This is a genomic window from Moraxella sp. ZY210820 (assembly GCF_030674635.1).
Taxonomy (GTDB): domain Bacteria; phylum Pseudomonadota; class Gammaproteobacteria; order Pseudomonadales; family Moraxellaceae; genus Acinetobacter.
Map to the genome: position 1 here is coordinate 1072204 of NZ_CP089978.1, position 24682 is coordinate 1096885.

Below are 24682 nucleotides of genomic sequence, written 5' to 3' on the forward strand. Positions count from 1 at the left end.
ATTGATAAATATAAAATTTATTATAATATAGGAAATGTTAATTCTATTTCACAAAAATGGATAGCTTATAAAGTGTTAAAAGTGATATTATGTTGATAGGTCATATAACTGATTGTATTTATTATAAAACAATATATATGATTGTAAAATTTAAATAAATATATTGTTTGTAAATAACAATTATATTCTCATTTTATTGCATTATTTTTATCGTATAGTATATAATAAATTTAATTTGATGTGAGTTTGGTTTAATACATTTCATATAACTTATTGAAAATAAAATAATAAGCTAAATTGAGTAATAGTTGAACTTACAAAAGAAGTTTTATTTCGATAAAAGCTTATAGATGGTCTGTTGCTAAACAATGTTTCTCAATCCTATGAGTGATAATCGCTTTTATTTATTATTAGAGCATTTTTATTTAATTACAGTAAGTTATCAATTTTATATAAGGTAAATTTGCTTAAAACATAAATAATCTATTATAAAATTGAGTTCAGAGTGAAGTTGTTATGATATAGCCATTCTTTTTGATAAAGATTTATTGAGGTTTTATATGAAACCAGTTTTTTATTTGACTTATGTGAGTCGTATGACTTGGTATGCTGGTATGAATAAAAATGTATTTGTTGATATTTATCAGGTTGCCAATCAGTTTAATGCAACACAAGATATTACAGGCTTTTTGTGTTTTGGTGATGGCTATTTCTTTCAGTATTTAGAAGGAGAGGAAAGTAAAGTACGAGCATTGTATGATAATATTTGCAGAGATAAACGTCATAATAAGGTTATGCTCTTATCTACAGGTTATTTGGAAAGTAAGAATTTTGAACAATGGGATATGGCGTTTGTTAATATTCACAATTCGAATATTAGTCCCCAAATAGTGAATTTCTTAGGTTCATGGAAACCATTTAAGTGGCAGGAAAAAGATGCGAATTATTTGATAGCATTATTTAAAGATATTTATTATCATTTACCTGCCAAAGAGAAGAAAATGGATTCTGATGATTTGATTTATCATTATGCTGGTTTATATCATTTATTTCATCGATATTATAAATTATTGATTTTACAAAGTGTTTTGATATTGATTGCATTTTTGGCGTGGATTGGTATCAAATTTATATCCGTTTAAAGTCATGTTCATCATATGTTATAAATAAAATACCATATCAATATTGATTGAAATAGTGTTTTTCTTTAGATGTGATGTTGAGTCAGCATAATTTATATTGTTGTGTCTTTAAATATTAAAAAAGCATAAATTTGAAAAATCTAGTGAAAATTCATCAAATGTGGATACAGTCTTGTAAAAAAATATGTTAGTATTAGCAAGATTATATTTTTATTGATTATAGATTTAAAATTATGTTTAGTTTACATCCTCAATTAGCACAAGATACATTTTGGGTTGGTGATTTTCCATTATCAACTTGCCGTTTGATGAACGATATGCAATATCCGTGGCTGATTTTAATTCCACGTGTGCCAAATATTAGTGAGTTATACGAATTAAGCCCTGCCGACCAAGAGCAATTTTTGCGTGAATCAAGTTGGTTATCGAGTCAATTAGCACGTGTATTTCGTGCGGATAAAATGAATGTAGCAGCATTAGGGAATGTAGTGCCTCAATTACATTTTCATCATGTAGTGCGTTATCACAACGATGTGGCGTGGCCAAAACCAGTTTGGGGTAATCCTGCTGTGCCTTATAGTTCTGATGTGTTGGCTCATATGCGTCAAACTTTAATGTTAGCGTTACGTGGACAAGGTGAAATGCCTTTTGATTGGCGTATGGACTAATTGTTTCATATTATTTTTTGTATTTATTGATAATTGAGCATAATCATTGAATCAACTATTTAAGCAATATTTTATAAAAATTGCATCACCATATCGACTTTGGGGGTATTTATTGCTCTCTTGTATGGTATTGATTTATCATTATGAATTAGGCACTTGGCAGAGTATTATTTATCTGCCAGTTGTATTTATGATTTTATATGTATTAAATCAACCGTTACAAAAATTAGTTGCGAGTAAAAATGAACAATTTACTCGCTATATGGCGTTTAGTTTAGATATAGTGGTTTATTTCCTTGCTTTATATTATGTTGATTTTAATTTAATTTTACTGGGTTTATCTTTAATTGCTTTATTTTATGCATTGATGTATGAACATAAAAAAATTGAATATTTACTTGTTTTTATCTTGCTGGCTTTGTTAAGTCTAACATTGAGTAGTAAAATGGATTTTCAACAAAACTTGGTTCATTTATCACTGACTAGTTTTGTTTTATATGTATTATTATTGAGTGCTTTTATATTTTCAGGGGTATTTGCTCAATCAAAAAAAATGATTCATTTGCAGCGACAAAATCGTTCTTACTATCAACAAATGACTCATTATATTGATTTTTCTAATCAGATTAGCCGTTATGCACCTGTGCAATTATGGCAGGCAATTATGCGTGGTGAATCTGAAGCAAAAATTGAATATAAACGTAAAAAAATGACTATTTTCTTTTCAGATATTAAAGGTTTTACTCAATTATCTGAGACTTTAATTCCTGAAGATTTAGCATTTTTACTCAATGAGTATTTACATCATATGACTCAAATCGCCCGTCAATATAATGCTACGATTGATAAATTTATGGGTGATGGTATTTTAATTTTTTTTGGAGATCTTGATTCTAAGGGCATACAAGCTGATGCAAAAGCCTGTGTAAATATGGCAATTGCCATGCAACAGCAAATGAAAATTTTGCGTGAACGTTGGAAGAAAATGGGTTATCCAGATTTACACGTGCGTATGGGGATTACTACGGGTTATTGCCATGTTGGTAACTATGGTACGTCTGACCGTATGGCATATACTATTGTGGGACGTGAAGCAAATTTGGCAGCTCGTATTCAGGCTTTAGCAGCAGTTGATGAAATTTTAGTAGCAGATAGTACTTATCAATTGATTAATGATGAATTCTTATGTATTCAAAGAGCTCCAGTGATGGTTAAGGGGATTAATGAATTGATTACCACATGGCAGGTATCAGAGCGTTATGAGCAAGGGATGTTGGATAATGCACAGCAATATTTTGATTATGAGTATAGAGGCTTTAATTTATTGCTTGATTTAAATAGCATGGAGCGTAAAAATTATGAAGATGTATTGAATACGTTAAAGAAAACCATTCAGCGTATTCATTTACAACAACAATTAACCAATGATGATGGAATTGTTGAATTAACTGATGCTGATAAAGAAAAGTCTATTTTTCAACAAGATATATTAACATCATCACAACATCATGGTAAATAATTATGTTGGTTTTAGGTTTAGAAACATCGTGTGATGAAACTGGGCTTGCACTATTTGATAGTGAGCGTGGATTGTTAGGACAAGTGTTATACAGTCAAATTCAATTACACGCTGAATATGGTGGTGTAGTACCTGAATTAGCATCACGTGACCATGTGCGTAAATTAATTCCATTGTTAGAACAATTATTATCACAAAGTCAAGTGGATAAAAAAGATATTGATGCAGTCGCCTATACGCGGGGGCCGGGTTTGATGGGGGCGTTGATGACAGGTGCGTTGTTTGGGCGGAGTTTGGCATTTGCACTAAATAAACCTGCGATTGGCGTACATCATATGGAAGGGCATTTGCTTGCACCATTGTTGTCTGATACACCACCTGAATTTCCTTTTGTAGCCTTATTGGTGTCAGGTGGGCATACACAATTAATGGCGGCTTATGGCATTGGGCAATATGAATTATTAGGCGAATCTATTGATGATGCAGCAGGTGAAGCCTTTGATAAAGTTGCTAAAATGATGAATTTACCTTATCCGGGTGGTCCGAATATTGCAAAACTAGCTGAACAGGGAGATGCTTTAGCATTTGAATTTCCACGTCCGATTTTGCATCAAGGTTTGGATTTTTCATTTAGCGGTTTAAAAACAGCTGTTGCCGTGCAATTGAAAAAAAATGGTGATGAAAACCCACGTCATGCGGATATTGCTGCATCATTCCAAGAAGCAGTTGTGGATACATTAACTAAAAAATCCGTTAAAGCATTAAAACAAACGGGTTTAAAACGCTTAGTGATTGCGGGTGGTGTGAGTGCCAATATTGCGTTAAGACAGCGTTTAGAACAAGAATTAGCGAAAATAAAAGCGGATGTATATTATGCTGAACCAGCTTTATGTACTGATAATGGGGCAATGATTGCTTTTGCAGGTTATCAACGTTTAAAAGCTGGGCAGTCGCATGATTTAGCAGTTACAACAACGCCACGTTGGTTAATGACGGAGTTATTGCCTGTATCTTGATGAATATTGGCTGTATATAGGCTTTTATTATTTGTCTTGGGTCAATTTAATTGATTTTAAAAAAGTTTTTCCCAGTTGATGTTCAACCCAAGGGTTAAAATATTCGAAACATAATTTTTGCCCTTGCTGTAAATCAGTTTTGATAAAGGAAAATGATTTATGATATTTAGAATAGTATAGGAATTTATATTCTTTAGCTGTTTGACTTTGAATGATTAGCCAGTAAACAGTCCATGTAGAGCCTTTACCTGATTTTATTTGTTTATTGTAACGTACAAAAACGCCACAATCTGTTTTGGTTTGAGCGTAGTTAAAACGTAATGGTAGTATAGTAAAGATATATGAACAATATATCACTCCACTTAGAAGTATAATAGAGACACTTTGTTATACAAAATCTAATCTTTTAAACCATTGCCACATTTACTTAAACTTGATTTAAATTTTGTTTATTATTCAATATTTTTGATTATTTTACAATAGTTATTCTACTAAGGTATTATCATTGCATTGTATAATTTTAATAAAAGGTTTATGATATGCAACGATTAAATTTATTTAACTCACATAAAACAATCATTCTAAGTTAGACGGAATTTACTTTCTATTTAATGCATACTTTTTATGCTGAAAAATTCTAAATATTATGGTAGAATAGATTAATTTGCATTTTTTAAGTAGTGGGAAGAATATATGCCAAAGCGTACCGACATTAAATCTATTTTAATTATTGGGGCAGGTCCAATTGTGATTGGACAAGCCTGTGAATTTGACTATTCTGGTGCACAAGCGTGTAAAGCACTTCGTGAAGAAGGCTACCGTGTGATTTTGGTTAATTCTAACCCTGCAACCATTATGACCGATCCGTCAATGGCAGATGCGACTTATATCGAGCCGATTACTTGGCAGACCGTTGCTAAAATCATTGAAAAAGAGCGTCCAGATGCTGTGTTGCCGACAATGGGTGGACAAACTGCACTTAACTGTGCTTTAGCTTTAGATGAGCATGGTGTATTAGAAAAATATGGTGTGGAATTAATTGGAGCAACTAAAGAAGCGATTGAAAAAGCGGAAGACCGTAAATTATTCGACCAAGCAATGCGTAAAATTGGACTAGAGTGTCCACGAGCCGCTGTTGCTGAAACGATGGAACAAGCTCTTGAAATTCAAGCAAAATTTGGTTTTCCTGTGATTATTCGTCCATCTTTTACAATGGGCGGTAGTGGTGGTGGTATTGCTTATAATCGTGAAGAATTTTTAGAAATTTGTGAGCGTGGTTTTGACTTATCACCAACGCATCAGTTATTAATTGATGAAAGTTTAATTGGTTGGAAAGAGTACGAAATGGAAGTTGTACGTGATAAAAATGATAACTGTATTATTGTGTGTTCAATTGAAAACTTTGATCCAATGGGTGTGCATACTGGCGACTCAATCACTGTTGCTCCTGCTCAAACATTAACTGATAAAGAATATCAACTTATGCGTAATGCATCTATCGCTGTATTGCGTGAAATTGGTGTAGAAACAGGTGGTTCAAACGTTCAATTTGGTATCAATCCAAAAGATGGACGTATGGTGGTTATTGAAATGAACCCACGTGTGAGTCGTTCATCAGCATTAGCATCAAAAGCAACAGGTTTCCCAATTGCAAAAGTCGCAGCTAAGTTAGCGGTAGGCTATACACTTGATGAATTGAAAAATGATATTACAGGTGGTATCACACCTGCGTCATTTGAACCATCAATTGATTATGTTGTAACGAAGATTCCTCGCTTTAACTTTGAAAAATTCCCGCAAGCAGAGCCTGTTTTGACTACACAAATGAAGTCTGTCGGTGAAGTTATGGCAATTGGTCGTAATTTCCAAGAGTCTGTACAAAAAGCATTACGTGGTTTAGAAGTTGGTGTTTGTGGCTTTGATGAAAAAGTGACGAGCGAAACAGATAACCTAAAAGATAAAATTTTAGTGGAATTAAAAGTACCAGGTCCAGAGCGTATTTGGTATGTGGCTGATGCATTCCGTCATGGTTTTAGTTTAGATGAAGTATTTGAAGCGACTAAAATTGATCGTTGGTTCTTAATTCAAATTCAAGATATTATTCAAACCGAAAATCAAATTAAGACTTTAGGTTTTGGTGATTTAACAGCAGAGAATATCCGTTCATTTAAACGTAAAGGTTTATCTGATTTGCGTATTGCTCAATTAATGGGTATTTCAGAGAAACAATTCCGTAAACAACGTTGGAATTTAGGTGTTTATCCTGTTTATAAGCGTGTTGATACTTGTGCAGCCGAATTTGCATCAAATACAGCTTATATGTATTCAACTTATGATGAAGAATGCGAAGCTAATCCAAGTAATAAAGAAAAAATCATGGTTATTGGTGGTGGTCCAAACCGTATTGGACAGGGTATTGAGTTTGACTATTGTTGCGTACATGCAGCACTTGCGATGCGTGAAGATGGTTATGAAACTATCATGGTAAACTGTAACCCTGAAACCGTTTCTACTGACTATGATACATCTGACCGTTTATATTTTGAACCAATCACTCGTGAAGATGTATTAGAAATTGTGCGTACAGAAAATCCAAAAGGGGTGATTGTACAGTATGGTGGTCAAACGCCATTGAAATTAGCCCGTGCTTTAGAAGAAGCTGGTGTGCCAATTATCGGTACTAGCCCAGAAGCGATTGATCGTGCGGAAGACCGTGAACGTTTCCAACAAATGATTCAAAAATTGGCATTACGTCAGCCAAATAACAGTATTGTAAAATCAGCAGAAGAAGGTATTTCTGAAGCGGCTAAAGTGGGGTATCCATTGGTTGTACGTCCATCTTATGTCTTGGGTGGTCGTGCGATGGAAATCGTTTACAATGAAGAAGAGTTAAAACGTTATTTGCGTGATGCAGTACAAGCATCAAATGAAGCTCCTGTATTATTAGACCGTTTCTTAGATGATGCAATTGAAGTTGATGTAGATTGTGTATCTGATGGTAAAGATGTAGTCATTGGTGGTATTATGCAACACATTGAACAGGCAGGTGTACACTCTGGCGATTCTGCATGTTCAATTCCGCCTTATTCATTATCCAAAGACATTCAAGATGAAATGCGTCGTCAAACAGTAGCGATGGCAAAAGAACTTGGTGTGGTTGGTTTAATGAATGTACAATTTGCTGTGAAAGATAATGATGTTTATATCTTAGAAGTGAATCCACGTGCGAGCCGTACTGTACCATTTGTTTCAAAATGTATTGGTGTGTCTTTGGCGAAAATAGCTGCTCGCTGTATGGCAGGTCAATCATTAGAATCGCAAGGTTTTACGCAAGAGATTATTCCAGAACATTTCTCGGTAAAAGAAGCAGTATTCCCATTTGCTAAATTCCCGGGTGTTGATCCAGTTTTAGGGCCTGAAATGAAATCAACAGGTGAAGTAATGGGCGTAGGGCGTACTTTTGGTGAGGCGTATCATAAAGCGGTATTGGGTTCAAATGACCGTTTACCTGAATTACCTAAAGAGGGTGAAGTAAAAACTATTTTCTTCTCAGTACGTGATAGTGATAAACCACAAGCAGTGAAAATTGCGAAGACATTTGCTGATTTTGGTTTTAAATTGGTGGCTACGGGTGGCACATATCAAGCGATTATTGATGCAGGTGTGCCATGTGAGCGTGTCAATAAAGTACCTGAAGGTCGTCCAAATATTGTGGATATGATTAAAAATGGAGAAATTCATTTTATTGTTAATACAACAGAAGGCAAGCAAGCACATCAGGATTCTTTCCCAATTCGCCGTTCAGCGTTGCAAGGAAAAGTGTATTACTCAACTACACTGAATGGTGCTGATGCTGTATGTCAAGCATTAGAGAATAATGTTGAACTTGATGTTTATCGTTTGCAAGATTTGTAATTTTGTAGACTAAAAAAGAATAATCACCATTGGGAAAAAACTGATGGTGGTTATTTTTTATTAATGAAAAATAAAATTAGGACTATCATTTGTATCATAGCCCTAATTAATCTATCAGATTAACAATGATTAATAACGTTCAACCATTTTTTCTAATGAAATTGGACGAATTTTTGAAGCATGACCTGCAGTGCCAAAAGCGGTATAACGGTCGATGCAGATTTGTTTCATTGCATCAACAGTTTTTGCCAAGTATTTGCGTGGGTCAAATTCTGCTGGATTTTCAATTAAGAATTTACGGATTGCACCTGTTGAAGCTAAACGTAAATCGGTATCGATATTAATTTTACGCACGCCGTGTTTAATTGCTTCAACCAATTGTTCTACAGGTACACCATAGGTTTCACCAATTTGACCACCATGTTCATTGATGATTTGTAACCATTCTTGTGGTACAGATGAAGAACCGTGCATGACCAAGTGAGTATTTGGTAAGGCAGCATGAATTTCTTTAATACGGTCTATTGATAAAATATCGCCTGTAGGTGGGCGTGTAAATTTATATGCACCGTGTGAAGTACCTACAGCAATGGCTAAAGCATCAACATTGGTATCGGCAACAAATTGAGTTGCTTCTTCTACAGAAGTCAATAATTGTGAATGATCAAGTACACCCTCAGCACCTACACCATCTTCTTCGCCTGCTAAGCCTGTTTCTAAGCTACCTAAACAACCGATTTCACCTTCTACAGAAACACCACACGCATGAGCCATTGCGACTACTTGACGAGTTACATCAACGTTATATTCATAAGTAGTAGGTGTTTTACCATCAGTACCTAATGAACCGTCCATCATGACTGAACTAAAACCAAGTTGGATTGAACGTTGGCAAACTGCTGGACTTGTGCCATGATCTTGGTGCATGACCACAGGAATGTGTGGAAATTCTTCAACCGCAGCTAAAATAAGATGGCGTAAGAAAGGTGCTCCTGCATATTTTCTTGCACCTGCTGATGCTTGTACAATTACAGGAGAATTAGTTTCATCTGCTGCCATCATAATTGCACGCATTTGTTCTAAGTTATTAACGTTAAATGCAGGTACGCCATAGCTATGTTCAGCAGCATGGTCAAGTAACTGACGTAAAGAAATAAGAGCCATGTTTTATCCTCAGATTAGATTGACTATATTTTAACGTGAAATAAGATTTTATTCAGCATATTTTGCAATAAAATGCACTATTTTCATTCAAAAATGATAGAAAATAGTGCTTATTATCATCGTTAAAATTATGCTTTTTCTAATAATACCGCAACAGCAGGTAAAGTTTTGCCTTCTACAAATTCTAAAAATGCACCGCCACCTGTTGAAATATAGCCAATTTTATCAGCAACTTGATATTTATCAATTGCTGCTAAAGTATCGCCACCACCTGCAATTGAGAAAGCAGAACTTTCAGCAATCGCTAACGATAATGCTTTTGTACCCTCGCCAAAAGTATCTACTTCAAACACACCAACTGGACCATTCCATAAAATTGTCTTAGATTGTTTTAAAATGTCAGCAAAAGTTTGAGCGGTTTGTGGACCCACATCTAAAATCATATCATTATCGGCAACATCAGCCACATTTTTAATTGTTGCTTTCGCATTTGCTAATGAACCTAAGAAATCTTCAAAATTGATTTCACTTGCATCAGCAACGACAACATCGGTTGGTAAAGGTACGTTTACTTTTTGTGCGATGGTTTTTGCAGTTTCTACTAAATCTGCTTCATAAAGTGATTTACCGACATTGTAACCTGCTGCTGCTAAGAATGTATTCGCAATACCACCACCAACAATGAGTTGGTCGCAAATGCTAGAAAGTGAATTTAATACATCTAATTTAGTTGATACTTTTGAACCTGCAACAATCGCTACCATTGGTTTTTCAGGGGTTTGCATAGCACGGCCTAAAGCGTCAAGTTCAGCAGCTAATAAAGGCCCTGCACAAGCCACTTGAGCCAAGCGAGCAACGCCTTCTGTTGAAGCTTCGGCACGGTGTGCTGTACCAAATGCGTCCATCACAAATACATCACACAAATCAGCATATTTTTGAGCTAATTCTGTATTATTTTTCTTTTCGCCATGATTAAAGCGAACATTTTCCAGTAATACCACTTCACCAGCTTGTACATCAACACCATTTAAATAATCTTTTTCTAGGCGTACCGTTTGACCTAAAGCGTCACTTAAATATTGAGCTACAGGAGCAAGAGATTGTTCATCTTTTGGTTCACCTTCTACAGGACGACCTAAGTGTGAACAGACAATTACACCAGCACCTTGAGCTAATGCTTGTTGAATGGTTGGTAAAGAAGCACGCAAACGAGCATCACTTGTAATGACACCATTTTTAACAGGCACATTTAAATCTTCACGGATAAGTACACGTTTACCAGCTAGGTCTAAATCAGTCATGCGTTTAAAATTCATGATATTTCTCACTCAAGGTAGGGTTAAAATTAGTGATAAATTATACTGATATTTGCTTAATATTTATATTTATATTAAAAAAATAAATAGTATCATTTTTTATTTAAATGTTTGATTGTTTTTTATTTGTGTTTATCATGATGTTATGATTTATATTCGATAACATGTTATGATATATTAAAGTAAATCATTTTTGAGATTCGATATGTTTGGCTTACAAGTTGATACGCAGTGGTGTTTAGAACAATTATTACAAGATGGTAAAATTTCAGAAAAAGACCGTTTATTGGTACAAACTACATCACGTCAACGAGACCAGTTACAATGGCATCCATTACAATGGATTGCACATTTTAAATTGCGTGATTTAAGTAATGCACAAAATCAACTCTTAACTTTAACAGTATTATGCCAATGGTTAGCGAATAAAGCTAAGGTTAATTTTTTTGTGATTGACCCATTAAAAGTTGATGTACAAGCCTTAACCAGTGTGATGTCGCAAGAATTTGCCCTGAAAAATCAAATCTTAGCTGTTGATGTACAACAAGATAAGGTTTTAATTGGTACAGATCAACCTTTTGTGCAAGATTGGCAGGGAAGTTTAAGACAAAATCTCAAAAATAAAGAAATTGAAATTGTAATGCTTAACCCTGAGCAATTACAACGTTATTTGATTGAATATTATCAAGTAAGTCGTGCGGTTAATTCTTCTAAAAATTCAGGGGCTTACCGTGATGCGACACAAAATGTAGAAGCCTTATTACAATTAGGTGATACGCAAAATCCTGATGCCAATGACCAACATATTGTTAAATTGGTAGATTGGATTTTACAATTTGCCTTTGAACAAGGGGCAAGCGATATTCATTTAGAACCACGCAAGGAAAATGCTAAAGTACGTTTCCGTATCGATGGGGTATTGCATACCATTTATAATATGCCTGCCAATACTTTATTAGCAGTCATTGCACGTATTAAAAGTTTAGGGCGTTTAAATATTGCTGAAAAACGTAAACCTCAAGATGGGCGTTTAAAAACTAGAACGCCTAAGGGACAAGAAACAGAATTGCGTTTATCAACTTTACCAACTGCATTTGGTGAAAAATTAGTCATGCGTATTTTTGACCCTGAAGTATTGGTACGCAGTTTCCAGCAGTTGGGTTTTAGCGAACAATTACTTACACAATGGCAAAAATTAACACAAAATAGTCATGGTATTATTTTGGTAACAGGCCCGACAGGTTCGGGGAAAACCACAACGCTCTATTCATCATTAAAACAATTGGCAACTGAGCAAGTGAATGTATGTACGATTGAAGACCCAATTGAAATGATTGAGCCAAGTTTTAATCAAATGCAAGTGAATCCAACCATTGATTTAACTTTTGCAGAAGGTGTGCGAGCGTTAATGCGTCAAGACCCTGATATTATTATGGTAGGGGAAATTCGTGATCAAGATACAGCGAATATGGCGATTCAAGCAGCATTAACAGGGCATTTAGTATTATCAACTTTACATACCAATGATGCACCATCATCACTTACACGTTTGCATGATTTAGGTGTACAGCCTTTTTTAACCGCAGCGACCATTTTAGGTGTATTAGCACAGCGTTTAGTACGTCAATTATGCCAGCATTGTAAACAGGAAACTGAAGTAAATGTTGATGAATGGAAACATTTAACATCAGGTTATCGTGTGAATGTACCGTCAGCGATTTATCGTGCGGTGGGGTGTGAGCATTGTCGTCATACAGGTTATAAAGGGCGTATTGGACTATATGAATTTATGCCTGTTAGTTTGGAATTAAAACATTTAATTAGTATTGATGCGACTTTAAATGATATTCGCCAACAAGCAAAATTAGAAGGTGTTGAGCCATTGCGTATCGCTGGGATAAGACAAATTGTTGCAGGTAAAACTACGATGGAAGAAGTGTTGCGTGTGGTACCATTATCCTGAGAGATAAAAAATGCAGACTAAGACTTGGCATGAAAGAGTTGTTTTTAGCGTTATTGTGGTTGTTATTTTGTCTATTGTTACTGCATTATTGGGTAATATTTATGAATCTTATATCATTAAGCATTATGCCAATTATAAAATTAAAAATGCGGACAAACGTATGCAGGGTTGTCTGTATTATAAAGAGAGAAAGGGTAATATGTTTAAATCGGGTTTAATACCTGATTATAAATCCACTTATAGAAAGAAGGTGTATTATTATACATTAAATAATCAAACTGTTTCGATGGGATATAATGAAAATGCCAAAATAGACCGTTTGCAATATGGAAATTTGGTCACTAGTTTTTTATATAGACCTCATCAATGTAGACATATTGAATATATTCTAATTCGCTATTTTGATGGTATTTTTTATAGGCGTAAAATTTATGTGTATGATATTTTAGATGAAGCTCCAAAGTAGTTTCTACAAAATCAATCCATCATCGTGAATAGAGATATTCAAAGCGTAACAATATGTGAAAAATATGCCTGTTGATGTCAAAAATAAGTTAATATAAGCCTAGTTATTTTAGGCTTTTTGGAGCAAATATATGAAAAAAACTTTGATTTTAACCACATTGATGGCGAGTTTAGCTATCACTTCACCTATAGCAATGGCTCATCATACACCAGAGCATACGGCAGAGACTTTACAAAATAAATTAGCTAAAGATGTTGCCTCTGCAAAATTACGTGCTGATGGTGCTCCAGTACAGCTGAAAGGTTATTTAATTAAAAAAACTGGCAAAGAGCGTTATACTTTCCAAGACCGCACAGGTACAATTACAGTTGAAATTGATGATGAGTTGATGGGAAACCGTAAGCCAAATGCAAAAAAGGCAGTTACTTTAATTGGTGAAGCGGATGTAGAGTTACAGCCAGATGGTTTACGTTTAGTGAAAATTGATGTAGAAAAAATCCGTTAATTTTTACTAAATTTAATAAAACAAAAGGCATTATTAATTTAATGCCTTTTTATATAAAAAATGTTTTATACAGAAAGCTTAGATTCAACTAAGAAGTGCAACGTTTAAATATATGGAGATTAAAAGTGATTATTTTATTTTGGATTTACCATAAAAGCTCTAAATACATCAATTAATGCTCGCAAGGTGCGTACTACGCACCTTACTTATTCTTTTATATTCAATGAGTTATGGTTGTTTATTAAACTAAACCCATATTAATTTTAGTATTTATAATTACGATATTCTTTCACTTTTTGTGGATTCTTACGTAAACCATGTCCACCTTGTTCATACATTTCAATTAAGTCTTTTAGACTGTCAGTAATGAGTTGGCGATTATCACTATTTTTGAGTACAAATTCGTAATAAATACTGGCTTTACTATAATTTTTCTCAACAAAATCTCCTACATAATAAAGATTAGCTAAATTATATGCCGCAACGGTATCGCCTAATTGGAATGATTGGTTGTATAAACCTAAGGCTTGTTCAATATTTTGCTCAACACCACGACCCTCTTCATACATGAGTGCTAAGTTATTCATTGCTTTAGGATAGCGTTTTGCAACTGCTAACTGATAATATTTGAGTGCTAATTTTTCACTTTTTGGTGAACCATATAATCCATCTTCATAATGTAAAGCTAAGTCATATTGTGCTGGAGCATGACCGCCATTGGCAGCACGGACTAAATAATCGCGTGCTAATTTAAGATTTTTAAATTTTTCATGCTCACGATAAATAAGAGAAACCATGTATTGTGATGAAGCATGACCATAATCTGCTGCGATTTTATACCATTTTTCAGCTTGTTCAATATTTGGCGAACTAATATCGCCTTTTTCATACATTAAAGCCAATGAATTCATCGCTTCTAAATGTCCATTATTTGCTGCTTTTTGATACCATTCAAAGGCTTTTTGGTAATTTTTTTCAATTCCATTACCTGCGTAATAACTATCAGCAATGGTATTTTGTGCATCAACATAACCTAATTGTGCTTGACGTAAGGTAGGCTCACTATAAAAACCATAGTGATATTCATAACCGACTGCATTCTCGATACTTAAACTGGTAAATATTGCAGTAAGAGTGAGTAGGAAATATTTTTTCATATAAATATCCTAAAAGGAAATGTTGTTGTATATCTCAAAATCAAAAGAGATAGAATAAAAAATGTACTATTAGCATTATTCTAGCATAGCTATGTGATGGAAATCAAGAAATTGTAGTTTTATTCAGGGCAATTGCATGAGTGATTTAGCTTATTGATTTTATTTAATAATCAATACCTTATCATATCTCGTACGATTAGTCTGTAGTTTTCTTGTATAATAAATCCATTCTCAACTTAAACTTATAATCTATTGATATGATTTAAAATATTTAACTTTGTGTAGATGGATCATCATTTGCCCTTACACAAAATTAATCGCTTACTATGAATTGAGAATAACATTATACAAAAGCATGGCTATTCTACTTAGATAGCCATAAATATAAAAGCAACATTAAAATACGGGTTTAACTACAACTAAAATCACGCAAGCAAATAAAATCAGTGTTGGTATTTCATTAAAAAAACGCCAAAATTTATGTGATTTATAATGAGCATTATCGATTAATTTTTTACGATAATAGCCACAGACAAAATGATAAATGACTAATAAGCCAACTAAGGCAACTTTGATATAAAACCAAGCAGATTGATGATAATGATAAAATGCATCGCCCCAATCTACTAAAAAATGAGCGGTAATGAGTGTGGCAATCATCGCAGGCCACATGATACCACGATACAATTTACGTTCCATAATTTGAAAACGTTGATGTGCAGTTGTATCGTCCGCATCAGTCATTGCATGATAGACATATAAACGTGGTAAATAAAATAGGGCAGCAAACCAACACACCACTGCAATGATGTGTAAAGCTTTTACCCATAAAAAAGCATCAGGTGGAGTAGTCATGGCTTTATTATCATCATGAATAATTTGAAAATATTATAAAGGGTAGAGTTACATAGAATCAAGTATAACAGTATTTTTAAGATGTGTGTTTATATTTTATATTGATTTAAATGATTGAAATTATTTTTAAATTTATTGCGTATGAGTGAAATATTTCCACTCATACACATGATATTATTTAAATACTCTCAATCCGTTATAATTAAAACTGAGAATAATACAAACTTATATTTTATACTGTCCAACGTTTAAAAATTAAACAAGCATTTGCACCACCAAAACCAAAACTATTACTCATAATTGCATCAAGTTTTGCTTCTCGTGGTTGTTGCACAATATCAAATGCTTTTGCTTCTTCATCAAGCTCTGTAACATTGATATTCGGTGCAATAAAATTATTTTGCATCATTAATAAGCAATAAATCGCTTCATGCACACCAGCCGCACCTAAACTATGACCTGTCATAGATTTTGTTGAGCTAATTGGCGGTACATTACCCACACCAAAAGCACGCTCTACAGCTTTTAATTCTGTAATATCACCTGCAGGAGTAGAAGTACCATGTGTATTGATATAATCAATTTTTTCTACGCCGTGTTGTTTTGCTTCATCTAAAGCCATTAAAATACAACGTGTTGCACCTTCACCACTTGGAGCAACCATGTCTGCACCATCACTATTTGCAGCATAGCCCACAACTTCAGCTAAAATAGTTGCACCACGAGCTTGAGCGTGTTCTAAACTTTCTAACACGACAAAACCGCCACCACCTGCGATAACAAAACCATCACGGTCTTTAGAATAAGGGCGAGAAGCTTTTTCTGGTGTATCGTTATATTTAGAACTTAATGCACCCATTGCATCAAATAATAAACTTTGCGACCAATGGTCTTCTTCGCCACCACCTGCAAGCATTAAATCTTGTTTACCTAATTGGATTAAATTATAAGCATAACCAATCGCATCGGCAGATGTTGCACAAGCAGATGAAATCGAGTGTGAAATCCCTTGTAATTTTAAAGCCACTGCCACGTTAGCCGTAATGGTATTGGTCATATTACGAGGAACGAAAAATGGCCCTACTTTTCTTGCTCCTTTTTCAATGCGAATGTCATTCATTTCTACTACAGAAGCAGTCGAAGCACCGCCAGTACCTCCTACAACGCCATAGCGTGGATTGCCTGCTAATTGTTCGGGTTCTAAACCTGCATTTTTTACCGCATCTAACGCTGATAAATAAGCATAAGCCGCACAACCACCCATAAATCGCATAAGTTTACGGTCAATTTGCTCAAAATTTTTCTCTGCAGCAGCACTGACATGACTTTTAAAGTTTAAATCAGCATAAGTTTGATTAAAACGTGTACCTGAAACCCCATTTTGTAATGAGTGTAAAACGCTTTCTAATGAATTGCCAATACATGAGTGAATACCCATACCCGTAATAACAACACGTTTCATAAGTTGTTCCTTTAAAAATTGTTGTGCTGATATTTACTCTTTTATGATTGATGATAAAAGAAAAATATAAAAATCAATCAAATCACAAATTTATATCAGCATATTAAAAAATTAGGCTTATCATAACAGAAAGTTCATCACTTGCTTATGGCAAATATGCTAGTCTATTTTATTTTTTTAATCATAATTGTATTGTAATTAAGTTAAAGATAGGTTTTAATAGTGAATAACTAAATTGAAAAGTTTTAATCTTATAAATTTTATTTAAATCAAGTATTTAAATAAAATATTAAATTATGGTAGTTTGGTTTGCTAGTCATATTTTGAATTTGCTATACTCAAATTTGAGTGGCGAAATCTGTCATTGATACTGTTTGTATGTAAAATAATTTTTTATTTTCAATAGAGATTGTATATTTATAGGGAAAATAAAAATGTTATAACATAATGAATATAATGGTTGGGTAATTCATCTTAGAGTATATTTAAATTATAACTTTTGGTAATTTGGGTGTATTTTATGCGTAACAATATATTCTTGTGGTAGATTACGCATACTTGGTGGAAGCCAGTTATGTGGATTTTTTTATCTTATAAATAGCTTAAAATGTAATTACACAAATGATGAAAAAGACTCCCTACAAATGATCGTAATAATTTCTATGATTTTAATGACAATTTTTTAAGACTGATTTATAATAAACATATATTAGTTTTTATCCTGTTTTGAGTTTCGATATGTCTTTATATTCGATTATTCGCCCTTTAATGTTTAGTTTAGATGCTGAAAAAGCACATCACTTAACATTATCTTTACTTAAAAAAGCGGATACATTTGGTTTTGTTACGCAAACAGTAGAACAAAATCCAGTAAGATGTATGGGTATCGAATTTCCTAATGCTGTAGGTTTAGCAGCAGGATTAGATAAAAATGGCGAATATATCGATGCTTTAGCTGAATTAGGCTTTGGTTTTATTGAAATCGGTACAGTAACACCAAGACCACAAGAGGGTAATGAAAAACCACGTTTATTCCGTATACCTGAAGCAAAGGCAATTATTAACCGTATGGGCTTTAATAATCATGGTGTCGATGCTTTGGTTGAAAATGTAAAAAAATCCCAATTTCAAGGTGTATTGGGCATTAATATTGGTAAAAATGCGGATACACCTGTCGAACAAGCAACGCAAGATTATTTGATTTGTTTAGAAAAAGTTTATCACTATGCTTCTTATGTAACGGTAAATATCTCATCGCCAAATACGAAAAATTTACGCAGTTTACAAAATGGTTCTGCTTTGACGGAATTATTATCAAGTCTCAAAGAAAAACAATTTGAATTAGCACAACACTATCAACATTATGTACCTTTAGTATTAAAAGTCGCTCCAGATTTAACAACAGATGAAATTCCATTTATTGCTGAACAAGTTTTAAAATATAAATTTGATGGTTTAATCGTGAGTAACACGACATTGTCTCGTGAAGGTGTAGAAGATTTACCAAATGGCAACGAGAGTGGTGGTTTATCGGGTATGCCAGTGTTTGAAAAAAGTACTGAATGTTTACGCCAATTTGCTCAAATATTAAAAGGGTGTGTACCGTTGATTGGTGTAGGAGGTATTTGCTCAGCTGATGATGCTCAAGCAAAAATTGACGCAGGAGCAACTTTAGTACAGCTGTATAGTGGTTTAGTTTATGAAGGTCCTAAATTGGTAAAGGCTTGTGTAAATCGTTTAAATATTTCTTCATCTGAAGCTTAATTGTTTGATTAATAATGGATAATTATATTGATATTGCATTGCTAATTGTCCTGCTAATAGGTTTTGTGCAAGGTTTATATATAGGTTTTGTGCAAATTATCTTTAATTTAGTGGGCTGGGCAATCGCTTTAATTCTAGCAATTAAATATTATGATGATGTTGCACCATTAATGCTATGGGCAACTGAAAGTATGTGGCAACAAAATGTACTAGCTTTTAGTTGTATTGTATTAAGTGTGATGATGATGATTTGGGGCTTGGCTTTTTTATTAGACCAAACCTTTAAGAAATTAAAACTTAGTCCAGTCAATCGTGCTTTAGGTGCTATATTTGGTGTGAGCAAAAGTGTGATAGTTATTTTAATATTATTGAATATTTTAACGCCTATATTTGGTAAAATGCCAATGTGGCAACAATCACAAATTTTACAAACTTTATATCCTTATGCTCCGATGGCAACGCAATGGTCAAAACACATGACCACGCAGATGAAACAAAGAGTAGGCGACTATTTACAGTCTGATAGTGTATTACCTAAAATGAAATCAGCTTCAGATTCGCCATCTACATCGTCATCAAGCGAAAAATCGTCTAATCGAGAAGTTAAAAATCCATTTTCACCCTAGCACACTTTGAGGTTTATATATGTGTGGAGTTGTTGGTATCGCTGGAAAATCGCCAGTTAATCAAATGTTATTTGATGCCTTGACCATGTTACAGCATCGTGGACAAGATGCAGCTGGGATTGTTACCTGCCATGATGGTCGTTTATTTTTACGCAAAGATAATGGTATGGTGCGTGATGTGTTCCATACTCGCCATATGAGAGCTTTGATTGGTAATTATGGTATTGGTCATGTACGTTATCCTACAGCAGGTTCATCAAGTAGTGCAGAAGCTCAACCATTTTATGTTAATTCTCCGTATGGTATTAGTTTGGCACATAATGGTAACTTAACCAATGCTGATGAAATTAAACAAGATTTATTTAAAACAGATTTGCGTCATATCAATACAGATTCAGATTCAGAAGTATTATTAAACGTTTTTGCTCATGAATTACAAAAAACTGGTAAAGTAGAACCAGATGCACAAGATATTTTTAATACGGTTGCTCAAGTACATAAGCGTTGTAGAGGTGCTTATGGTGTTGTGGCAATGATTACAGGCTATGGCTTGGTTGGTTTTCGTGATCCATATGGTATTCGTCCATTAATTTATGGTTCAAGGGAAACAGAGCAGGGTGTGGAATATATCATTGCGTCAGAGTCAGTTGCGATTACGGCTTTAGGTTTTAAAGTTGAACGTGATATTGCACCAGGTGAAGCGATTTTTATCGATGCGAATGGTCAATTATTTAGCCAACAATGTGCTCAAAATCCACAATATCGTTCATGTATTTTTGAATATGTATATTTTGCTCGTCCAGATGCGATTATAGATGGTATATCAGTTTATAAAGCTCGCTTAAAGATGGGAGAAAAATTAGCTCATAAGATTTTAAAAGAATGGGGAGAAAATCATCAAATTGATGTGGTTATTCCAATTCCAGATACGAGTCGTACATCTGCTTTAGAATTAGCAAATGTATTAGGTGTGAAATTCCGTGAAGGTTTTATGAAAAACCGTTATATCGGACGTACATTTATTATGCCAGGACAACAACAACGTAAAAAATCAGTACGTCAAAAGCTCAATCCTGTAGAGCTTGAGTTTAAAGATAAAAACGTATTGTTGGTTGATGACTCGATTGTGCGTGGTACCACCTGTAATGAAATTATTCAAATGGCACGTGATGCTGGAGCGAAAAATGTATTCTTTGCCTCTGCTGCACCAATGGTAAAATATCCAAATGTATATGGTATTGATATGCCTGTGAAATCTGAATTGATTGCATCAAATCGTAATGTTGATGAAATTTGTGAGATTATTGGTGCTGACCGTTTGATTTTCCAAGATTTGGACGATTTAAAAGATGCAGTACGTACATCAAAAGTGCCTGAATTACAAGAATTTGACTGTTCGGTATTTGATGGTATCTATGTAACAGGTGGTATTGATGAGCAATATCTTGATGATTTAGCGAATTTGCGTAACGATAGTGCAAAAAAGAAAAAAGATGGCTATATTGATGTCAATATTGATGTAGCAGCGGTGGATTTAACAGGTGTAACTGATAAAGCCTAAGTTATACATTAGTCTCAACTTGCTATAATGATTGATGATGGGTAGGGGAAAATTATATTTTCCCTGTACAAAGCTTGTGTTTATTGGGCGAATATAATTCGCCCCTACGACGCAATGGCGAATTGAATTTATTATAATATTTGATACCATTCATGCAAAAATTAGCCTTTAAACCAATAGAAAATCATCAATTAGCAAAAATTTTAGATGAGTATCGGCAAAGTCGTCATTTATTTAGGTCAATTTATCGTGTAATAGTTTTAATCTTGAGTTTGATTTTTGCTATTTTGTGCTTAAATCTTTTGGTTGGTGTTGTTTTATATGTTTTAGCATTAAGTTCAAGTATTTTATGGCATTCAGTAAGTGTATTGGTAATTGGTTTATATCTTACTGCTTTTAGTTGTGGTTTATTATATCAATATTATCGAGTTGCTTATACATCAAAAACATTGTTCAATGATACTGTAGCACATAAAATCAGTATGAATCATCAACCACTACAAGAACAAGAATTATTACTCTATCAATTAAATCAGCATATTGCACAACAATTTTCAATCGAAGAAATAGATGTTTTTACATTAGATGAAGAAAGTATTCATAGCTTTAGTTTTCATTTAGAGCCAAATGTTCCCTATATTTTGGTAACACGTGGTTTATTGTCTCATTTTAGCCCGCAAGATATTTATCAAATTTTAGTTGCACAATATATTTCTATTTTGTCTGGAGAAACACGGACTCGTAGTCATTATTTTATTTATTTACAAGGCTATTTTTTGACAGCATACTATGCTAATAAATTGATTTTTAAAGCAGAATATCAACTAAAACAATCATCTCCACGTCTGAAATATCGTATGCAATTTTGTTTGGGTTGGTTACTGAAAATTTTAAGTAGTTTTGATGCTTGGTTATATCAACGAATACAATGTTATTTATTTCATCAAGACTTTAGTTTAGATGGATGTATTGCTCAATATCATCACCATACCATTTGTATGTTACAGCGTATGCAGTTATATCCTGATTTATTGTCTATACAACGTATGGATTTAGTGTATTTATCGCCATTAGCATTATTTCAATCTTATCATTTATGGCAATGCTCACCATATCAACATATTCAACATCGTTTAGATGCATTGCGATACTTGAGTTTGGAGATGAAAATGCAAGATGTAAAGCATTATATTTTAGCACAGCGTCATCATCAAGCTTCGAATATACAAGCGATGTATCAACAAAGTCATTTTCTTAAGCAACGTTTGTTTAAATTTGATTATCAAAAAAATAAATTATATTGGTCTCATACAAATGTTATGACGGTTATGAGCAAACAATTTAATCCGCAAAATCGTCATATTGACCAAATTCGTCCATTAAATCCTGAGATCCGTACTCAGCAGGCACAAATTTATTTACAGCAAATATTTCCTACGAAAGCACATTATTTACATGTATTAAGTTATATTTTTGAATTACGCAAAGTACATAGACCAAGTTTGGTACAAACCAAAGATATTAGTGCTGCTGTAACGATGGTCTTATATAAGGCAGACCAACGTTTATTAGTAGAAATTTTTGAACAATGTTGTGATTTATTAACGATTCCGACCATTGTAGCTAAACCTTATATTCTTGCATGGTCTAAAACAATACAAAGTGATGGAGAAATTCATCTCCTGGATGCATTGATGTTTGAACGTGTAAAAGCAAAATGGCAATGGTCATGTCCAAGTCAGCCACAGACTTTAGCGGGTGTGATGGGAAGTGTAGCTCAATTAGTAGAAGCGGTGAGTTATGTGCAACCTTTTGTTATTCCGAGTAAAGTTTATGAAACGGCTTACTATGAAACATTTGGTGAATTATATCCACCCTATCGTAAGCAAGCGATGGATTATCATTGTATTTTTCAGGAATTATCGGGTTTAACCGTAGCAGATAAATTAAAAGTTTTAACATTGATTGAACAATTATTATGGCATCATCAAAAAATTACGCAAGATGCATTTGATGTTATTGTACTGTTATATTGGCGATTAGGTTTTGATAAAGAGCCTATACAGAAAATGCTTTATAAACGTAGTCAAATTGCAATTTGGTAAAAATTATTGTTGATGAAATGAAATATGTTATAATCGACAAAAATTATTTTTGATTTTTATCATGTCAAATTTATCACATCATCAACGTCAATTATTGCAACTTATGGGCATACAACCATGGGTTGAAGTTGCTACGCCATGTGTAAAAATGCCATATTCAACAGTATGGCGAGATGATGATGCTAATGATGACATGACAGATGGATTAAGTTCATCAATCGCAATAGATATAAATCATCAACCGTTAGATACAAATCATGCAAATCATATAACACAACAAACTATCATTGATGAAGTTGATGAATATCAATCAGTTATCAGTTCACAACAAATTAATATCACTAAACAAATTTTAGAAAACTCATCAAATCATCGAGATTTAATCGATGAGCATACGGTTCAAGTTGGACATCATCATGCCATTATTCAGCATAAATTTGAACAAAATATTTTTGTAGCGAGTTGTATAAGTGAACAAATCGTTTTGATGACACAATTTGATGTGGATATTCAAGCACCGCATCATGCTGAGCGTGAAGATGTGCGATTGTGGCATAATATTCGAAATTTTTTTAATCAAATACAAATGCGTTTGACACAAAAAGAAATTCAGCATCAAGTGCTAGTATGGGGATATGATTTTATTGATATAGAACCTAATATGATGGGTTATTTTCAACAAGGTTATATTGAAGTAATTACGCAACAAAAGAAAGTGTTATTATTGGGCGATTGGCAGGGTAATGAAGTAGCTGAGCATTGGCAACAATTACCCAGCTTAGCACAAATGTTACAGCACGCTGATGCAAAACGGAAAGTCTATCGTACAATGATGACAGTTATGCAATAAATTACATATCGTTATAGGAGTCTAACATGATGATATCAACCTTAAAATTATTAACCTTATCGGCATTAACCATGACTTTAGTGGCTTGTGGTGGTCAGAAACAAGCCGATTCAACTGTAAATCAACAGCAGAGTGAAAAGAAAATTCAGCCTGCGGTTAAATTAAGTCCAGATGCGACTATGCACGCACAACGAGCTTGGCAATTTATACAGCAAGTTGAGACGTTATTGCAAGAACAAAAAATTGATATGCTTGATGGTTCAGTACGTCAGCCGATTCGTCAATTAACTGAAGATTGGCTCACGCAAGTGAAAATGAATGATGCAGTTACCGAAGGTAAATATGCGATGTGTCGTAAGACTTTACAAAGTATGGATGCATGGGCAAGAGCATTACAAGATAATAGTCGAGATATTGAAAAAAGACGTGAAATGTATTTGCGTGATAAAGCTTTATGTGAAGATGCGATTAATCACCCAGAATTAGGCAATACTGACCCGAAAAAATTAGTCAATCCATCATAATTTGATGATTTTTTACTTTAAATATTTAATTTTAAGCTAAATTTCGTTATACTTAACAAATTTACGCCATAATTTTATGGTAATATCCATCAATTTTTGTATGA

General features: G+C 33.8%; 19 protein-coding genes. 14 read left to right on the plus strand and 5 right to left on the minus strand.

Translation table 11 applies throughout. The features are described 5' to 3' along the window. Positions 1-560 precede the first annotated feature (560 nt). The 5 genes from LU301_RS05470 (at position 561) to carB (ending at position 8260) form a co-directional block, all read left to right on the plus strand. Complete coding sequence (locus LU301_RS05470; RefSeq protein WP_305273636.1) at positions 561-1142, plus strand: BLUF domain-containing protein; 582 nt, start codon at positions 561-563, stop codon at positions 1140-1142. A gap of 233 nt (positions 1143-1375) precedes the next feature. Further along, positions 1376-1810 carry an HIT domain-containing protein gene (locus LU301_RS05475; protein ID WP_305273637.1) on the plus strand — a complete coding sequence of 145 codons (435 nt, stop codon included), beginning with the start codon at positions 1376-1378 and terminating at the stop codon, positions 1808-1810. Positions 1811-1934: 124 nt separating this feature from the next. Continuing rightward, complete coding sequence (locus tag LU301_RS05480) at positions 1935-3329, plus strand: adenylate/guanylate cyclase domain-containing protein (protein WP_305273639.1); 1395 nt, start codon at positions 1935-1937, stop codon at positions 3327-3329. Positions 3330-3331: 2 nt separating this feature from the next. Next, positions 3332-4345: a tRNA (adenosine(37)-N6)-threonylcarbamoyltransferase complex transferase subunit TsaD gene (gene tsaD, locus LU301_RS05485; RefSeq protein WP_305273641.1), complete on the plus strand. Its 1014-nt coding sequence runs from the start codon at positions 3332-3334 to the stop codon at positions 4343-4345. Between the two features lie 693 nt (positions 4346-5038). Further along, positions 5039-8260 carry a carbamoyl-phosphate synthase large subunit gene (gene carB, locus LU301_RS05490; protein WP_305273643.1) on the plus strand — a complete coding sequence of 1074 codons (3222 nt, stop codon included), beginning with the start codon at positions 5039-5041 and terminating at the stop codon, positions 8258-8260. A gap of 129 nt (positions 8261-8389) precedes the next feature. Here the strand turns inward: carB and fba are convergent, their stop codons facing one another. After that, positions 8390-9424 carry a class II fructose-bisphosphate aldolase gene (gene fba / locus LU301_RS05495; protein ID WP_305273645.1) on the minus strand — a complete coding sequence of 345 codons (1035 nt, stop codon included), beginning with the start codon at positions 9422-9424 and terminating at the stop codon, positions 8390-8392. Between the two features lie 128 nt (positions 9425-9552). Continuing rightward, a complete protein-coding gene (locus LU301_RS05500; RefSeq protein WP_305273647.1) occupies positions 9553-10740 on the minus strand; it encodes a phosphoglycerate kinase in 1188 nt (395 codons plus the stop codon). Between the two features lie 205 nt (positions 10741-10945). Here LU301_RS05500 and tfpB point away from each other — a divergent pair, with 205 nt between their 5' ends. The 3 genes from tfpB to LU301_RS05515 all read left to right on the plus strand — a co-directional run bounded on the left by tfpB (position 10946) and on the right by LU301_RS05515 (position 13674). Continuing rightward, the gene (gene tfpB / locus LU301_RS05505; RefSeq protein WP_305273649.1) at positions 10946-12703 is read left to right on the plus strand and encodes a type IV pilus assembly ATPase TfpB; all 1758 of its coding nucleotides are present in this window, start codon (positions 10946-10948) and stop codon (positions 12701-12703) included. A gap of 10 nt (positions 12704-12713) precedes the next feature. Continuing rightward, complete coding sequence (locus tag LU301_RS05510; protein WP_305273651.1) at positions 12714-13169, plus strand: hypothetical protein; 456 nt, start codon at positions 12714-12716, stop codon at positions 13167-13169. A 130-nt stretch (positions 13170-13299) separates the two neighbouring features. Then, positions 13300-13674 carry a YgiW/YdeI family stress tolerance OB fold protein gene (locus tag LU301_RS05515; RefSeq protein ID WP_305273653.1) on the plus strand — a complete coding sequence of 125 codons (375 nt, stop codon included), beginning with the start codon at positions 13300-13302 and terminating at the stop codon, positions 13672-13674. Between the two features lie 263 nt (positions 13675-13937). Here the strand turns inward: LU301_RS05515 and LU301_RS05520 are convergent, their stop codons facing one another. The 3 genes from LU301_RS05520 to LU301_RS05530 form a co-directional block, all read right to left on the minus strand. Next, positions 13938-14831 (minus strand): tetratricopeptide repeat protein, encoded by an 894-nt coding sequence (locus LU301_RS05520; protein WP_305273655.1) that lies wholly within the window; start codon positions 14829-14831, stop codon positions 13938-13940. A 396-nt stretch (positions 14832-15227) separates the two neighbouring features. After that, the gene (hemJ, locus tag LU301_RS05525; RefSeq protein WP_305273657.1) at positions 15228-15686 is read right to left on the minus strand and encodes a protoporphyrinogen oxidase HemJ; all 459 of its coding nucleotides are present in this window, start codon (positions 15684-15686) and stop codon (positions 15228-15230) included. Positions 15687-15918: 232 nt separating this feature from the next. Further along, a complete protein-coding gene (locus LU301_RS05530; protein ID WP_305273659.1) occupies positions 15919-17148 on the minus strand; it encodes a beta-ketoacyl-ACP synthase II in 1230 nt (409 codons plus the stop codon). Positions 17149-17886: 738 nt separating this feature from the next. Here LU301_RS05530 and LU301_RS05535 point away from each other — a divergent pair. From LU301_RS05535 to LU301_RS05560, 6 genes are all read left to right on the plus strand, one after another. After that, positions 17887-18912 (plus strand): quinone-dependent dihydroorotate dehydrogenase, encoded by a 1026-nt coding sequence (locus LU301_RS05535; protein WP_305273661.1) that lies wholly within the window; start codon positions 17887-17889, stop codon positions 18910-18912. 14 nt (positions 18913-18926) lie between these two features. After that, complete coding sequence (locus LU301_RS05540) at positions 18927-19538, plus strand: CvpA family protein (protein ID WP_305273662.1); 612 nt, start codon at positions 18927-18929, stop codon at positions 19536-19538. A 19-nt stretch (positions 19539-19557) separates the two neighbouring features. Then, entirely contained in the window at positions 19558-21099 is a 1542-nt protein-coding gene (gene purF / locus LU301_RS05545; protein WP_305273665.1) for an amidophosphoribosyltransferase, read from the plus strand. A 152-nt stretch (positions 21100-21251) separates the two neighbouring features. Next, the gene (locus LU301_RS05550; protein ID WP_305273667.1) at positions 21252-23204 is read left to right on the plus strand and encodes a hypothetical protein; all 1953 of its coding nucleotides are present in this window, start codon (positions 21252-21254) and stop codon (positions 23202-23204) included. A gap of 61 nt (positions 23205-23265) precedes the next feature. After that, positions 23266-24054, plus strand: a complete 789-nt coding sequence (locus tag LU301_RS05555) for a hypothetical protein (protein WP_305273669.1) — start codon at positions 23266-23268, stop codon at positions 24052-24054. Positions 24055-24080: 26 nt separating this feature from the next. Next, positions 24081-24578, plus strand: a complete 498-nt coding sequence (locus tag LU301_RS05560) for a hypothetical protein (protein ID WP_305273671.1) — start codon at positions 24081-24083, stop codon at positions 24576-24578. The last annotated feature ends 104 nt before the right edge of the window (positions 24579-24682 follow it).

Excerpts from the sequence above, each read along its gene's own strand:
- tsaD (WP_305273641.1), top strand. The coding sequence starts at position 3,332 with ATGTTGGTTTTAGGTTTAGAAACATCGTGTGATGAAACTGGGCTTGCA.
- LU301_RS05510 (WP_305273651.1), top strand. The coding sequence starts at position 12,714 with ATGCAGACTAAGACTTGGCATGAAAGAGTTGTTTTTAGCGTTATTGTG.
- purF (WP_305273665.1), top strand. The coding sequence starts at position 19,558 with ATGTGTGGAGTTGTTGGTATCGCTGGAAAATCGCCAGTTAATCAAATG.
- fba (WP_305273645.1), bottom strand. The coding sequence starts at position 9,424 with ATGGCTCTTATTTCTTTACGTCAGTTACTTGACCATGCTGCTGAACAT.
- LU301_RS05530 (WP_305273659.1), bottom strand. The coding sequence starts at position 17,148 with ATGAAACGTGTTGTTATTACGGGTATGGGTATTCACTCATGTATTGGC.
- LU301_RS05535 (WP_305273661.1), top strand. The coding sequence starts at position 17,887 with ATGTCTTTATATTCGATTATTCGCCCTTTAATGTTTAGTTTAGATGCT.
- LU301_RS05555 (WP_305273669.1), top strand. The coding sequence starts at position 23,266 with ATGTCAAATTTATCACATCATCAACGTCAATTATTGCAACTTATGGGC.
- LU301_RS05475 (WP_305273637.1), top strand. The coding sequence starts at position 1,376 with ATGTTTAGTTTACATCCTCAATTAGCACAAGATACATTTTGGGTTGGT.
- LU301_RS05470 (WP_305273636.1), top strand. The coding sequence starts at position 561 with ATGAAACCAGTTTTTTATTTGACTTATGTGAGTCGTATGACTTGGTAT.
- LU301_RS05480 (WP_305273639.1), top strand. The coding sequence starts at position 1,935 with ATGGTATTGATTTATCATTATGAATTAGGCACTTGGCAGAGTATTATT.
- LU301_RS05550 (WP_305273667.1), top strand. The coding sequence starts at position 21,252 with ATGCAAAAATTAGCCTTTAAACCAATAGAAAATCATCAATTAGCAAAA.
- LU301_RS05540 (WP_305273662.1), top strand. The coding sequence starts at position 18,927 with ATGGATAATTATATTGATATTGCATTGCTAATTGTCCTGCTAATAGGT.
- LU301_RS05520 (WP_305273655.1), bottom strand. The coding sequence starts at position 14,831 with ATGAAAAAATATTTCCTACTCACTCTTACTGCAATATTTACCAGTTTA.
- LU301_RS05560 (WP_305273671.1), top strand. The coding sequence starts at position 24,081 with ATGATGATATCAACCTTAAAATTATTAACCTTATCGGCATTAACCATG.
- LU301_RS05515 (WP_305273653.1), top strand. The coding sequence starts at position 13,300 with ATGAAAAAAACTTTGATTTTAACCACATTGATGGCGAGTTTAGCTATC.
- hemJ (WP_305273657.1), bottom strand. The coding sequence starts at position 15,686 with ATGACTACTCCACCTGATGCTTTTTTATGGGTAAAAGCTTTACACATC.
- carB (WP_305273643.1), top strand. The coding sequence starts at position 5,039 with ATGCCAAAGCGTACCGACATTAAATCTATTTTAATTATTGGGGCAGGT.
- tfpB (WP_305273649.1), top strand. The coding sequence starts at position 10,946 with ATGTTTGGCTTACAAGTTGATACGCAGTGGTGTTTAGAACAATTATTA.
- LU301_RS05500 (WP_305273647.1), bottom strand. The coding sequence starts at position 10,740 with ATGAATTTTAAACGCATGACTGATTTAGACCTAGCTGGTAAACGTGTA.